We start from the raw sequence: 15499 nt of genomic DNA on the forward strand, positions 1-15499 counted from the left end.
CCCACCCGCAGCCCACCTCTTCGCACAGGAGTGGCGACACCCGATGACCAACGACGAAAAGCTGCTCTCCTACCTCAAGCGGGTCTCCGCCGATCTGCACCAGACCCGTCAGCGGCTGCGCGAGGTGGAGACGCAGGACCGGGAACCCATCGCCATCGTCGGGATGAGCTGCCGCTTCCCCGGAGGGGTCACCACCCCCGAGGAGTTCTGGCAGCTGGTCCACGAGGGCACCGACGCCATCGGGGACTTCCCCGGGGACCGCGGCTGGGACGTCGACACGCTGTACGACCCGGACCCGGACGCCACGGGGAAGACGTACTCCACGCGCGGCGGCTTCCTGCGCGACGCCGCGGGGTTCGAGCCGGACTTCTTCGGCATCAGCCCGCGGGAGGCCGTCACGATGGACCCCCAGCAGCGTCTGCTGCTGGAGGTGTCGTGGGAGGCGCTGGAACGCGCCCGTATCGCTCCCGACTCGGTGCACGGCGCCCGGGTCGGGGTGTTCGCCGGCACCAACGGCCAGGACTACCGGGACCTGCTGGCGCGGATGCCGCAGGACTCCGAGGCGGCACTCGGCACCGGCGCCCTGGCCGCCGTGATCTCCGGCCGGATCTCCTACACCCTCGGGCTGGAGGGGCCGGCCGTCACCATCGACACCGCCTGCTCGTCGGCGCTCGTGGCGGTGCACCTCGCCGTGCAGGCCCTGCGCGGCAGGGAGTGCGGCCTCGCCCTGGCGGGTGGCGCCACGGTCATGTCCACCCCCAACTCGTTCGTCGCCTTCAGCCGACAGCGTGGCCTCGCCGCGGACGGCCGCTGCAAGTCCTTCGGGGACGCGGCCGACGGCACCGGCTGGGGCGAGGGCGCCGGCATGCTGCTGCTGGAGCGGCTGAGCGACGCCCGCCGCAACGGCCACGAGGTCCTCGCCGTCATCCGGGGCTCTGCCGTCAACCAGGACGGTGCCTCCAACGGCCTGACCGCCCCCAACGGCCCCTCCCAGCAACGGGTGGTGCGCGCCGCGCTGGCCGGCGCGCAGCTCACCCCGGCCGACGTCGACCTGGTGGAGGCGCACGGCACCGGCACCACGCTCGGCGACCCGATCGAGGCCCAGGCACTGCTCGCCACCTACGGACAGGACCGGCCCGAGGACGCACCGCTGTGGCTGGGCTCGGTGAAGTCCAACATCGGCCACACCCAGGCCGCCGCGGGCGTCGCCGGGATCATCAAGGTCGTCATGGCGATGCGGCACGGCGTGCTGCCGCGGAGCCTGCACGCCGAGGAGCCGTCCGCGAAGGTCGACTGGAGCCAGGGCAACGTCCGTCTGCTCACCGCCAACCGCCCCTGGACCGACCCGGGGCGCCCCCGGCGGGCCGCGGTCTCCTCCTTCGGTGCCAGCGGCACCAACGCCCACACCATCCTGGAAGAGGCCCCCGCCGAAGAGGCCTCCGAGGAGCCCGCCGCGGCGCCCGCGCCGCGCACCGCGCCGCCGCTGGTGCCGTGGGTGCTCTCCGGCCGCAGCGAGCGAGCCCTGCGCGAGCAGGCCGCCCTCCTGGCCGCGGCCGTCACCGAGGTCCACCCCGTGGACGTGGCGCACTCGCTGGCCGTCACCCGCACCGCCCACCCGTACCGGGCCGTGCTCCTCGGCGCCGACCGGGACGCGCTGCTCGACGCCGCGACCCGCGTCGCGGAGGGCGGCCGGGCCACCGCGTCCGGCCGCGTCCGCAAGGGCCAGACCGCCTTCCTGTTCACCGGTCAGGGTTCCCAGCGGCCCGGCATGGGCCGCGAACTGCACGCCCACTTCCCGGTCTTCGCCCGCGCGTTCGACGAGATCTGCGAGCTGACCGGCGACGCCGAACTGCGCGAGCTGGTCCTCGGCGACGATCCCGAGCCGCTGAACCGCACGGCCCGCACCCAGACGGCGCTGTTCGCCTTCGAGGTCGCGCTGTACCGGCTGGTGGAATCCTGGGGCCTCACCCCCGACCACCTCGCGGGCCACTCCATCGGCGAGATCGCCGCCGCCCACGTCGCGGGCGTACTGGACCTCAACGACGCCGTCACACTGGTGGTCGCACGCGGCCGGCTCATGCAGGCCCTCCCCGAGGGCGACGCCATGATCGCCCTGCGCGCCACCGAGGAGGCCGTCCGCCCCCTGCTCACCGACCGGGTCGGCCTGGCCGCCGTCAACGGGCCGGACTCCGTCGTCATCTCCGGCGACACCGCCGAGGCCGAGGCGGTCGCCGCGCACTTCGAGAAGAGCCGCCGGCTGAAGGTGTCGCACGCCTTCCACTCCCCGCTGATGGAACCGATGCTGGCCGAGTTCCGTGCCGTGGTGTCGTCCCTGGCCTTCCACCGGGCGACCGTGCCCCTGGTCTCCAACGTCACCGGCCGGCTCGCCACCCAGGACATCGGCACCCCCGACTACTGGGTACGGCACGTGCGCGAGGCCGTCCGCTTCCACGACGGGATACGCACCCTCGTCGCAGAGGGCGTCACCCGGTTCCTGGAGATCGGCCCCGACGCGGTACTGACCGCGATGGCCCGCGAGTGCCTGGCCACCGCCGACGACGAGGCCGCCGGCGACGCCGTCCTGGCCGCCGCCACCCGCCGCGGCCGGGACGAGACCGAGACCCTGCTCACCGCCCTCGCCCAGCTGTACACCGGTGGCGCCGGACCGCGCTGGGAGAAGCTGTTCACCGGGGCCCGCACCGTCGACCTGCCCACCACCGCCTTCCAGCGCGAACGGTTCTGGCCCGAGACGGTGGCCCCGGCCGGCGACGTCGGCTCCGTGGGGCTGGACTCCGCGGACCACCCGCTGCTCGGTGCCGCCACCGTGCTCGCCGACTCCGACGGCGCCGTACTGACCGGCAGGCTGTCGGTGCGGACCCACCCCTGGCTCGCCGACCACGTCGTCGGCGGTTCCGTCGTCGTCCCCGGCACCGCGATGGTGGAACTCGCGGTCCGCGCCGGCGACCAGGTCGGCTGCGGCCGGCTGGAGGAGCTGGCCCTGGAGATACCTCTGGTGCTGCCGCCCGCGGACGGCGTCCGCGTACAGGTCGCCGTGGGCACCCCCGACCCGGCCGGGGCCCGCACGGTCCAGATCTACGCACGCGCCGAGAACCCGGCCGCGGACGAACCCTGGACCCTGCACGCCTCCGGTCTGCTCGCCGACGGCACCCCGCCCCCCGGCACCCGACTGGACGTCTGGCCGCCGCAGGACGCAGAGGAGCTCGACCTCACCGGCCTGTACGAGCGTCACGCGGCCGCCGGCCTGGACTACGGTCCCGCCTTCCGCGCACTGACCGCCGCCTGGCGCGACGGCGACACGGTCTACGCCGAGGTACGCCTTCCGGAGCGGCCGGCGGCCGACGCCCCCCGCTTCGGCCTCCACCCCGCCGCCTTCGACGCCGCCCTGCACTCCCTGGCCCTGCTCGGCGACGGCTCCGGTGACGACACCGCCCGGCTGCCCTTCATGTTCGCGGGCGTCACCCTGCACGCCGTGGGCGCCTCGGTCCTGCGTGCCCGCATGACACCCGCCGGCGACCACACCTTCGCCGTCGACCTGGCCGACGCCACCGGTGCACCCGTCGCCACCGTCGACTCCCTGGCCTCCCGTCCGCTGACGCGGCTGCGCGGTGAGCAGGACACCGCAGCCGACGCCCTGTTCGCCCTCGACTGGCAGCCGCTGACGCTCGACCCCGACGCCCCCGCAGCCGACCACCGTCTGCTGGAGGTCCCGTCCGGCTCGGACGCCGAGGCGGTACGCGCCGCGCTGCACACCGCGCTCGCCGCCCTCCAGGACGACGACGCCCGGCCGCTGGCCCTCGTCACACGGGGCGCCGTCTCCACCGCCGGTGAGGACGTTCCCGACCTGGCCGGCGCCGCGGTGTGGGGCCTCGCGCGCTCCGCGCAGTCGGAGAACCCTGGCCGGTGCGTCCTGCTCGACCTCGAACCCGGCGCCGACCCCGGCACCCTGCTGCCCGCGGTCCTCGCCACCGGCGAACCGCAGGTGGCCGTCCGCTCCGGCACCGCCCGTGCGGCCCGGCTGGTACGCGCCGAGCCTCTCGAAGGCGCGGCGGCCCCGGCCCTCGACCCCGAGGGCACCGTGCTGCTGACCGGTGCCACCGGCGGACTCGGGCCCGTATTCGCCCGGCACCTGGTCACCGCCCACGGCGTGCGCCATCTCGCGCTGGTCAGCCGAGGCGGACGGGCCGACGCCCTGGTCGCCGAACTCGCCGAACTCGGCGCGAGCGCCTCCGTGCACGCCTGCGACGTCGCCGACCGCGACGCTCTCTCCGCCCTGCTCGACGGGCTCGGACCGGACCGCCCGCTCACCGCGGTCGTCCACGCCGCGGGTGTCCTCGACGACGGCGTGGTGGCCTCCCTGACGCCCGAGCGCCTCGACGCCGTACTCGCCCCCAAGGCACTCGGCGCCCTCCACCTGCACGAACTGACCCGCGATCACGACCTGTCGGCGTTCGTGCTGTTCTCCTCCGTCGCCGGCACCGTCGGCGCCCCCGGACAGGGCAACTACGCCGCCGCCAACGCCTGCCTCGACGCGCTCGCCGCCCACCGCGGTGTGAACGGATCGCCCGCCCTCGCCCTGGCCTGGGGGCCATGGGCCCCGACCGGAGGCATGACCGGCGCCCTGGACGAGGCCGACCTCGCCCGCATGTCCCGCGGCGGCATGGTCCCGCTGTCCGCCGAGGAGGGCACCGCCCTGTTCGACCGGGCCCTGCTCACCGGCCGCCCCGCCGTCGCCCCCGTACGGCTGACCCTGTCCGCGCTGCGCGCCCAGGGCGGCGAACTCGCCCCCGTCCTCCGCGCCCTGGCCGGGCGCCCGGTGCGCCGGGAGGCCGCCACCGGGGACACCGGGTCCGGCTTCGCCGAACGCATGGCCGCCCTCGGCGACGCGGAGCGGGCCGAGGCCCTGCTGCACACCGTCCGCGCCCATGTGGCCGCCGTCCTCGGACACGCCGGACCGGACACCGTGGAGACCGACCGGGCCTTCAAGGACCTCGGCTTCGACTCGCTCGCCGCGATCGAACTGCGCAACTCCCTGTCCGCCGAGACGGGGCAGCGACTGCCCGCCACCCTCGTCTTCGACCATCCCTCTCCCGAGGTGCTGGCCGCCCACCTCGGCACCCTGGTCGCCGGAGCCGCAGGCTCCATGCGCCGCACCCGGCGCACCGGACGGGCCCGCGCCGACGAGCCGCTGGCGATCGTCGGCATGGCCTGCCGCTACCCGGGCGACGTCCGCACACCGCAGGACCTGTGGAAGCTGGTGGCCGACGGCACCGACGCCATCGCCCCGTTCCCCGCCAACCGCGGCTGGGACGTCGACCGCGTCGTCGACCCCACCCGGCAGCGCCCCGACACCTCCTACGTCGGCGAGGGAGGGTTCCTCCACGACGCGGGTGAGTTCGACGCCGCGTTCTTCGGTATCAGCCCCAAGGAGGCGCTCGTCACCGACCCGCAGCAGCGCCTGCTGCTGGAGGCCTCCTGGGAGGCGCTGGAGCACGCCGGCATCGACCCGCACTCCCTCAAGGGCAGCCCGACCGGAGTGTTCGCGGGCGTGCAGTACCACGACTACTTCGGCAGCTTCGGCTCCGGCAGCATCATTTCCGGCCGGGTCGCCTACACCCTCGGCCTGGAGGGCCCCTCGCTGTCCGTGGACACCGCCTGCTCCTCGTCACTCGTGGCGCTGCACCTGGCCGGGCAGTCGCTGCGCCAGGGCGAGTCCTCCCTCGCCCTGGTCGGCGGCGTCGCCGTCATGGCCACCCCGGAGACCTTCATCGAGTTCAGCCGGCAGGGCGCCCTCGCCCCCGACGCCCGCACCCGCGCGTTCGCCGACGCGGCCGCCGGAACCGTGTGGGGCGAAGGCGTCGGCGTCCTGGTGGTGGAACGTCTCTCCGACGCCCGCCGCAACGGCCACCCCGTCCTCGCTGTCGTCCGCGGGACCGCCGTCAACCAGGACGGTGCCTCCAACGGCCTGACCGCACCCAACGGCCCCTCCCAGGAACGCGTCATCCTCCAGGCCCTGGAGAACGCCCGCCTCACCACCGCCGACGTCGACGTGGTCGAGGCCCACGGCACCGGTACGACCCTTGGCGACCCGATCGAGGCGCAGGCCCTGCTGGCCACCTACGGGCAGGACCGGCCCGAGGACCAGCCACTGTGGCTGGGGTCGGTCAAGTCCAACATCGGTCACACCCAGGCCGCGGCCGGCGTCGCCGGTGTGATCAAGATGGTCATGGCGATGCGGCACGGCGCACTGCCCAGGACCCTGCACGTCGACGAGCCGTCCGGCAAGGTCGACTGGGAGGCCGGGCAGGTGCGCCTGCTGACCGAGGAACGGCCCTGGCCCGAGGCGGGCCGGCCACGCCGCGCCGGGGTCTCCTCCTTCGGGATCAGCGGCACCAACGCCCATGTCATCCTCGAACAGGCCCCGGCGGCCCCGGAGCCCGCCACGGCGCCGGAGGCCGACGCCCCGGGAGCCGCCGTCCCGTGGCTGCTCACGGCGAAGTCGCCCACAGCACTCGCCGGACAGGCAGCCGCGCTGCTCGGCCACCTCGACACCCACCCCGAGCTCGACCCCCGCGACGTCGGCTGGTCGCTGGCGACCGGCCGCGCCCACTTCGCGCACCGCGCCGCCGTCACCGGCACCGACCCCGCCGGACTGCGCGGGGCGCTCGCCGCGCTGGCCGACGGCGGTACGGCCCGCAACCTCGCCGAGGGCACCGCCACCGGACGGGCCCGGCCCGTGTTCGTCTTCCCCGGCCAGGGCTCGCAGTGGTCCGGCATGGCTACGGAACTCCTCGCCGAATCAGCGGTGTTCGCGGCCCGCATGGCGGAGTGCGCCGCCGCCCTGGAGCCCTGGACCGACTGGGACTTCGCCACCGAACTGCGTGGCGGGCTCGACCGGGTCGACATCGTCCAGCCCCTGCTCTGGGCGGTGATGGTGTCCCTGGCGCACACCTGGAGCGGCTACGGCGTCACCCCGGCCGCCGTCATCGGCCACTCCCAGGGCGAGATCGCCGCCGCCTGCGCGGTCGGGGCGCTCTCCCTGGCGGACGGCGCGCGCGTGGTCGCCCTGCGCTCCCGGGCCATCGCCGAGCTGCTGTCCGGCTCCGGCGGCATGATGTCCGTGGGCGAGGGCGCGGAAGCGGTCCGCGACCGGCTCACGGCCTGGAACGGCCGGCTGTCGGTCGCCGCCGTCAACGGCACCGCCTCCACGGTCGTCTCCGGAGACTCCGACGCCCTCGACGAACTCCTCCGGCTGCTGCGCGCCGAGAAGGTCCGCGCCAAACGGCTGCCCGTGGACTACGCCTCCCACAGCGCCCATGTGGAGACCCTGCGGGAACGCCTCGCCGAGGACCTGGCGGGCATCGAGCCACGCAGCACCGACGTGCCCTTCTACTCCACCGTCACCGGCGCCCCGGTCGACACCGCCGAACTCGGCGCCGAGTACTGGTACACCAACCTCCGCGGCACCGTGCTGTTCGAGCAGGCGGTACGCGGCGCCGTAGCCGGCGGCCACACCCTGTTCGTCGAGTCCAGCCCGCACCCGGTGCTCACCGTCGGTATCCAGGAGACGGACGACGCGGTCGCCGCCGTCGGCTCGCTGCGCCGCGACGAGGGCGGCCGGGACCGGCTGCTCGTCGGCCTGGGCGAGGCCTTCACCCACGGCGCGGGCGTCGACTGGGCCGCGGTCGCGGAGGGCCGTCGCGCCCGCCAGGTCCCCCTGCCCGCGTACGCCTTCCAGCGCGAGTGGTACTGGCTCGACAGCACCACCACCGGTGCCGACGTCACCTCCGCCGGCCTCGCGGCCACCGACCACTCCCTGCTCGGCGCCGCCATCGCGCGGGCCGGCAGCGAGGAGGCCGTCCTCACCGGCCGGCTGTCGGCGGGCACGCACCCCTGGCTGAACGACCACCGCGTCGGGGACCAGCTGCTGTTCCCCGGCACCGGACACCTCGAACTCGCCCTGCGCGCGGGCGACCAGGTCGGCTACGGCGACCTGGTCGAACTCACCCTCCACGCCCCGCTGGTCCTGCCCGACCACGGCGCCGTCCAGCTCCAGGCCGTCGTCGGCCCGCCCGACGGCGGGACCCGCCCGCTGGCCTTGTGGTCCCGCCCCGAGAGCACCGACGAGGACCTCCCCTGGACGCGGCACGCCGACGGCCTGCTCGCTCCGACCGGCACCCTCCCGGCCGTCGTCGAACCCCTCACCTCCTGGCCGCCGCGTGACGCCGAACCGGTGCCCCTCGACGGTCTGTACGACGAACTCGCCGCCCTCGGACTCGGCTACGGCCCGCTGTTCCAGGGGCTACGCGCCGCCTGGCGCACCGAGGACGCCCTGTACGCCGAGGTCGCCACCGAGGCACCCGTCGACGGCTTCGGACTGCACCCCGCGCTCTCCGACGCCGCCCTGCACACCGTCGGTCTCACCGATGCAGCCGGCGACCGGGCGCTGCTGCCGTTCGCCTGGTCCGGGGTGCGGCTGCACGCCACCGGGGCCACCGAGCTGCGCGTGAAGGTCCGCACCAAGGGTGAGGGCACCGTCGCCCTCACCCTGGCCGACCCGGCCGGCGCCCCCGTCGCCACGGTCGACTCCCTCACCCTGCGCCCGTTGCGCACCGACGTGGTGGACGCGGCCGCCCGGTCCGCCCGGTCCGCCCGGTCCGGCGCGCTGCACCGCGTCGACTGGGTCCCCGCAGCGGCTCCGGCGGGGACCGCCGGCACGCCGTGGAACGGGGAGGTGCTGCGCGCCCCGGCGGGCGTCGGTGCCGCCGAGACGCGGGCCGCCGTCGCCACCGTCCTCGACGGACTGCGGGACCGGCTCGCGGACGAGACGAGCGGCGACAGCACCCTCGTCGTCGTCACCGGCACCGACCCGGCCGGCGCCGCGGTCGGGGGGCTGGTCCGCTCGGCCCAGTCCGAGAACCCCGGCCGCATCGTCCTGGTCGAGAGCGACACGGACCCCGGCCCGGAGCGTCTCGCCGAGGCCGTCGTCGGCGGCGAACCGCACCTGGCGCTGCGCGACGGCACCTGGCACGTGCCGCGCCTGGCCCGCGTTCCGGGTACGGACGCCGGAGCCACCACCGGCGAAGCCGGCACCGGCCTGGGCGCCGGCACCGTCCTGCTGACCGGCGCGACGGGTGCCCTCGGCGGGATCATCGCTCGTCACCTGGCCGCCCACCACGGCGTGCGCCACCTGCTGCTGCTCAGCCGACGCGGCGCCGACGCCGCCCTGGTCACCGAGCTGGCCGAGCTGGGTGCCGAGGTCAGCAGCGTCGCCTGCGACGTCGCCGACCGCGAAGCCCTCGCCGGACTGCTGGCCGCACTGCCGGCCGACCGGCCGCTCACCGCCGTGATCCACGCGGCCGGGGTCCTGGCCGACGGCGTGCTCGCCTCCCTCACCCCCGAACGCGTCGACGCGGTCTTCCGGCCCAAGGTCGACGCCGCCTGGAACCTGCACGAACTCACCGCGCACCTCGACCTGTCGGCGTTCGTGCTCTTCTCCTCCTCCGCCGCCACCCTCGGCTCGCCGGGCCAGGGCAACTACGCCGCGGCCAACGCCTACCTCGACGCCCTCGCCGCCCACCGGCACTCCCTCGGCCTGCCCGCGCACTCCCTGGCCTGGGGCCTGTGGGCCCAGGCGAGCGGCATGACCGGCACGCTCGACGAAACCGACCGGGCACGCATCGCCCGCGGCGGTGTCGCCCCGCTGCCGACCGAGGAAGGACTCGCCCTGTTCGACGCCGCCCTGCACGGCACCGACCCCGTCGTCCTCCCGGTCCGGCTGGACACCGCGGCGCTGCGAGGCCAGGCAGAAGCCCTGGCCCCGCTCTTCCGCGGCCTGGTGCCCGTACGCCGCGCCACCGCCGGCCACGCGGCCGCGGGTGGTGCGGACTCGTTGCGCGACCGGCTCGCCGGGCTCCTGGAACCGGAGCGAGAGCCCTTCCTCACCGAACTCGTGCAGAGCAGGGTCGCCACCATCCTCGGATACCGCTCCGCCCAGGACGTCAGCCGTACGCTGCCCTTCCGGGAGCTGGGCTTCGACTCGCTGGCCGCCGTGGAGCTGCGCAACGGACTCGCTGCCGCGACCGGACTGCGGCTGCCCGCCACCCTGGTCTTCGACCATCCCACCCCGGCCGAACTCGCCCGGTACCTCCTGGGTGAACTGACCGGTGCCCTCGACCGGGCCGCGCCCGCCACCGCCGTAAGGGCCGCCGCCGACGAACCCATCGCCATCGTCGGCATGGCCTGCCGCTTCCCCGGCGACGTCTCCTCCCCGGAGGAGCTGTGGCGCCTCGTGGCCGAAGGCCGCGACGCCGTCGGAGAGTTCCCCACCGACCGCGGCTGGGACGTCGAGACCCTCCACGACCCCACCCTGGACAGGCCGGGCACCAGCTACACCCGGCACGGCGCGTTCCTGTACGGCGCGGCCGACTTCGACCCGGCCTTCTTCGCCATGGACGAGGAGGAGGCCCTCGTCACCGACCCCCAGCAGCGGCTGTTGCTGGAGACCTCCTGGGAGGCCCTGGAGCGGGCCTCCATCGACCCGGCCACCCTGCGGGGCTCCGACACCGGCGTCTTCGCCGGTGTCATGTACCACGACTACTTCGGCAGCTTCGGCTCCGGCAGCGTCGTCTCCGGCCGGGTCGCCTACACCCTGGGCCTCGAGGGCCCCTCGCTGTCCGTCGACACCGCCTGCTCCTCCTCGCTGGTGGCCCTGCACCTGGCCGCACAGGCGCTGCGCCAGGGCGACTGCTCCCTGGCCCTGGCCGGGGGAGTGACCGTCATGGCCACCCCCGGCACCTTCGTCGAGTTCAGCCGGCACCGAGGCCTCTCCAGCGACGGCCGCTGCCGCCCCTTCGCCGACGCCGCCGACGGAACCGGCTTCGGCGAAGGAGCGGGCGTGCTGCTGCTGGAGCGGCTCAGCGACGCCCGCCGCAACGGACGGACGATCCTCGCCGTGCTCCGAGGCACCGCCGTCAACCAGGACGGCGCCTCCAACGGCATCACCGCCCCCAACGGCCCGGCCCAGCAGCGCGTCATCCGCCGCGCCCTGGAAGCGGCCGGCGTCGGGGCGGCCGACGTCGACGTGGTCGAGGCCCACGGCACCGGCACCACCCTCGGCGACCCCATCGAGGCCCAGGCGCTGATCGCGACCTACGGCGCGGAGCACACCGAGGAACGCCCCCTGTGGCTCGGCTCGGTCAAGTCCAACCTGGGCCACACCCAGGCCGCCGCCGGTGTCGCCGGCGTCATCAAGATGGTTCAGGCGATCCACCACGAGACCCTGCCGGCCAGCCTCGGCATCGACCGGCCCTCCCGGCACGTGGAGTGGGAGGGCGCCAACGTCCGCCCGCTGACGGAGTCCCTGCCATGGCCGGACCCCGGCCGTCCGCGCCGCGCGGGTATCTCCTCCTTCGGTATCTCCGGCACCAACGCCCATGTGATCGTGGAGGCTCCGCCCGCCGCCGCCCAGCCCTCGGACACCACGCCCCCCGCGGTGGACGCCGTGCCGTGGCTGCTGTCGGGCAGCACACCCCAGGCGCTGCGGGCCCAGGCCGGCCGGCTGCTTGACCACCTGACCGGCCGCCCGGACGCCGACCCGCAGGAGATCGCCGGCGCCCTCGCCCACGCCCGTACCGCACTCGGCCACCGCGCCGCCGTCGTCGGGCACACCCGCGAGGACCTGACCGCCGGGCTGCGGGCACTGGCCGAGGGACGCACGCCCCCCGTCGGCACGGTCGGCGCGGCCACCGACGGCAAGCTGGCCCTGCTCTTCTCGGGCCAGGGCTCCCAACTGCCCGGCATGGGTGCCCGCCTCGGCGCGGTGTTCCCCGCCTTCGCCACCGCCTTCGACGAGGTCCGCGCCCACCTGGACCCGCTGCTGGACCGGCCGCTCGGCGACGTCCTCGACTCCGCCGGGCTGCTGGAGCGCACCGAGTACACCCAGCCCGCCCTCTTCGCCTTCGAGGTGGCGCTGTTCCGGCTGCTGGAGTCGTTCGGCGTCAGGCCGGACCTGCTCGCCGGACACTCCGTCGGTGAGATCGCCGCCGCGCACGTGGCGGGCGTCCTCGGCCTCCAGGACGCGTGCAGGCTCGTCGCCGCCCGGGGCCGGCTGATGCAGGCGCTCCCCGACGGCGGCGTCATGATCGCCGTACGCGCGACCGAGGACGAGGTCACGCCGCTGCTCGGGGACGGGGTCGGCCTCGCCGCCGTCAACGGCCCGACGTCCGTGGTGGTCTCCGGCCCGGCGGGCCCGGCCCGCGCCCTCGCCGCCCGCTTCGACCGGAGCAAGGAACTGGCCGTCAGCCACGCCTTCCACTCCGCCCTGATGGAACCGATGCTCGAGGAGTTCCGCGAGGTCGCCGAGTCGCTGTCGTACGGCCCGCTGCGCCTCCCGCTGGTGTCCACCCTCACCGGCGCCCAAGCGGCCGCCGACGAACTGTCCACCCCCGACTACTGGGTACGGCACGCCCGCGAGGCGGTCCGCTTCGCCGACGCCGTGTCCGCCCTGCACGGCGCGGGCGCCCGGCACTTCGCCGAGGTCGGACCCGGCAGCGCGCTCACCACTGCCGCGGGGGACTGCCTGCCCGAGGACACGGCCGCCGTCGTCGCCCTCCAGCGCAAGGACCGCGAGGAGACCGAGGCCCTGGTCACGGGGCTCGCCGCGCTCCACGTGCACGGCGTCGCCGTCGACTGGACGGACCTGCTGCCCCACCGCGACGGTTCGGACCTGCCCACCTACGCCTTCCAGCGCGACCGCTACTGGATGACGGGCGACCTGGGACAGCCCGGGCCCGCCGTCGGTCACCCGCTGCTGGGCGCCGCCGTCGAACGCGCCGACGCCGACGCGGCCCTGCACACCGGGCGGCTCTCGCTCTCTGCCCAGCCGTGGCTGGCCGACCACCGCGTCGGCGGCGTACCCCTCCTGCCGGGCACGGCGTTCGTCGAGATGGCCCTCGCCGCGGGAGCGCGGCTCGACTGCCCGGTGGTCGAGGAACTGACCGTCTCCGAACCGCTGGTGCTGCCCGAGCAGGGCAGCGTCCGCCTCCAGGCCACCGCCGGCGAACCGGACGCCACCGGCGCCCGCGACTTCACCGTGTACGCGGCGGCCGAGGACGAGCCGTGGACCACCCACGCCACCGGCGTCCTGCGCCCCGCGGACCCGGTTCCCTTCCACGACCTGACGTCCTGGCCGCCGGCCGGCGCCGAAGCCGTCGACCTGGACGACGTCTACGACCGGCTCGCCGCACTGGGAGCCGAGTACGGGCCCCGCTTCCAGGGACTGCGCGCCGCATGGCGCCTCGGCGACGAGGTGTACGCCGAGGTCGCCGTCGACACGGACGGCGCCCCCTTCGGTCTGCACCCGGCGCTGCTCGACTCCGCGCTGCACGCCGTCGGACTGCGCGCCGGAGCCCCGGAGCGGATGGCGCTGCCGTTCGCCTGGAGCGGCGTCGAACTGCACGCCGCGGGCGCTACCGCCCTGCGGGTACGGATCGCTCCGCTGGACTCCGGTGCCGTACGCATCGACGCCGCCGACGCCGGCGGCAGGCCCGTCGCCCGGGTCGCCTCGCTGGCGCTGCGGGAGGTCGACCCCGCGCGGATCGCCGCGACGGCCGACGGCGGGCACGAGAACCTGTTCTCCCTCGACTGGGTGCCCGTCGCCGTGCCGACCGCCCCGCAGGCCGGCCGGTGGGCCGTCCTCGGCACCGGCCACGAGGACCTCGCCGCCGCGCTCGGTGGGGAGATCGCCGAGGTCGCGACCGTCACCGGACTGCCCGAGGCCGCCGCCGAGGCCCCCGACACCCTGGTCGTCCCGCACCCCGGCGGACGGGACCCCGAGGAGATCCGGGCCGGTGCCCGGCGGGTGCTCGCCGTGGTCCAGGACTGGCTGGCCGACGAGCGGTTCGCCGGCACCGGTCTGGTCGTGACCACCCGGGGTGCCACCGGCCCCGATCCCGCGGCGATCACCGACCCCGGTGCCGCCACCGCATGGGGCCTGATCCGCTCGGCCCAGTCGGAGCACCCCGACCGGATCGTCCTGGCCGACCTCGACGACACCGACGCCTCCCGCCGCCTGCTGCCCTCGGCCGTCGCGTCCGGAGAACCCCAACTGGTCATCCGCAAGGGCACGGTGAGCGCTCCGCGCCTCGTCCGCGCCCCGCGCCGGGACGGGCACGCCCCGGCCGACTGGACGGGCACCGTCCTGATCACCGGCGGTACCGGCGCCCTCGGCCGGGAGGTGGCCCGCCACCTGGTCACCGAGCACGGCGCCACGAGGCTCGTCATGCTCAGCCGCAGCGGAGCCGACGCTCCCGGCGCCGGGGAACTGCGGGAGGAACTCACCGCCCTCGGTGCACGGGTCACCCTCGTCGCCTGCGACGCCTCCGACCGCGCCGCCCTCGCCCGCGTCCTGGACGACCACCCCGTCACCGCGGTGGTGCACACCGCCGGTGTCCTCGCCGACGCCGTCGTCACCTCCCTCACCCCCGAGCAGCTGGACACGGTGCTGCGGCCCAAGCTGGACGCCGCCTGGCACCTGCACGAACTCACCGCGGACCGACCGCTGACCGCGTTCGTGCTGTTCTCGTCCGCGGCCGGCCTGTTCGGCAGTCCGGGCCAGGCCGCCTACGCCGCGGGCAACGCCTTCCTCGACGCCCTCGCCGCGCACCGCGCCTCCCTGGGGCTGGAGGCCGTCTCGCTCGCCTGGGGTGCCTGGGCGGGCAGCGGAGGCATGGCCGACCGCCTGGGCGACACCGACGTGCGGCGTATGGCCTCCGGGGGCGTGCTCGCCCTCGACACGGCGGCGGGCCTGGGCCTGTTCGACACCGCGGTGGGACGTGAGGAGCCGGTCCTGCTGCCCGCCCGCCTGGACCTAGGCACCCCGCGGGACGCCGGGCACGTCGCCCCCTTGCTGCGTGGCCTGGTGCGCGAGCCACGCCGTAGCGGTGCCACCGCGTCCGTGGCCTCGGCGGCGCTCCGCCGCGACCTGGCAGCCCGCACGCCCGAGGGGCGCACCGCGCGGCTGCTCGAACTGGTGCGGGACGAGGCCCGACAGGTGCTCGGAACCGGGGAGTTCGAGGCGGAGCTGCCCTTCAAGGACCTCGGCTTCGACTCGCTCACCGCCGTCGAGTTCCGTAACCGGCTCAACGAGGCGACCGGGCTGCGCCTGTCCGCCACGCTCGTCTTCGACCACCCGAGCCCGGCCGCCCTCACCGACCACCTCGCCGCCGAACTGGCGCCGCCCGCCGCCGACGGTCCGCGCGACGAGGACACCCTCCGTGCGGCTCTGGCCGCCCTCCCGGTGGCCAGGCTCCGGGAAGCCGGACTGCTGGACAGCCTGCTCGAACTCGCCGGGCTGCGACCCGCGCGGGAGCAGTCCGCGAACGACGCGCCCAGCCGCCCCGCGATCGACGCCATGGACGCCGAGAGTCTGATCACCCTGGCGCTCGACGACCTCGTCGGCGACGACGACGCCCTGTGAGAA

General features: G+C 75.6%; 1 protein-coding gene. It reads left to right on the top strand.

Features of this window, described 5'->3' with window-relative positions:
* Positions 1-43 precede the first annotated feature (43 nt).
* Positions 44-15496, top strand: coding sequence for a type I polyketide synthase (locus ABZ441_RS16250; RefSeq protein WP_358973626.1), 15453 nt, complete (start codon positions 44-46; stop codon positions 15494-15496).
* The last annotated feature ends 3 nt before the right edge of the window (positions 15497-15499 follow it).

This window comes from Streptomyces sp. NPDC005752 (genome assembly GCF_040630715.1).
Taxonomy (GTDB): domain Bacteria; phylum Actinomycetota; class Actinomycetes; order Streptomycetales; family Streptomycetaceae; genus Streptomyces.

What these genes read in the sequence shown, in the direction of transcription:
- ABZ441_RS16250 (WP_358973626.1), top strand. Translation starts at nt 44, where the DNA reads ATGACCAACGACGAAAAGCTGCTCTCCTACCTCAAGCGGGTCTCCGCC.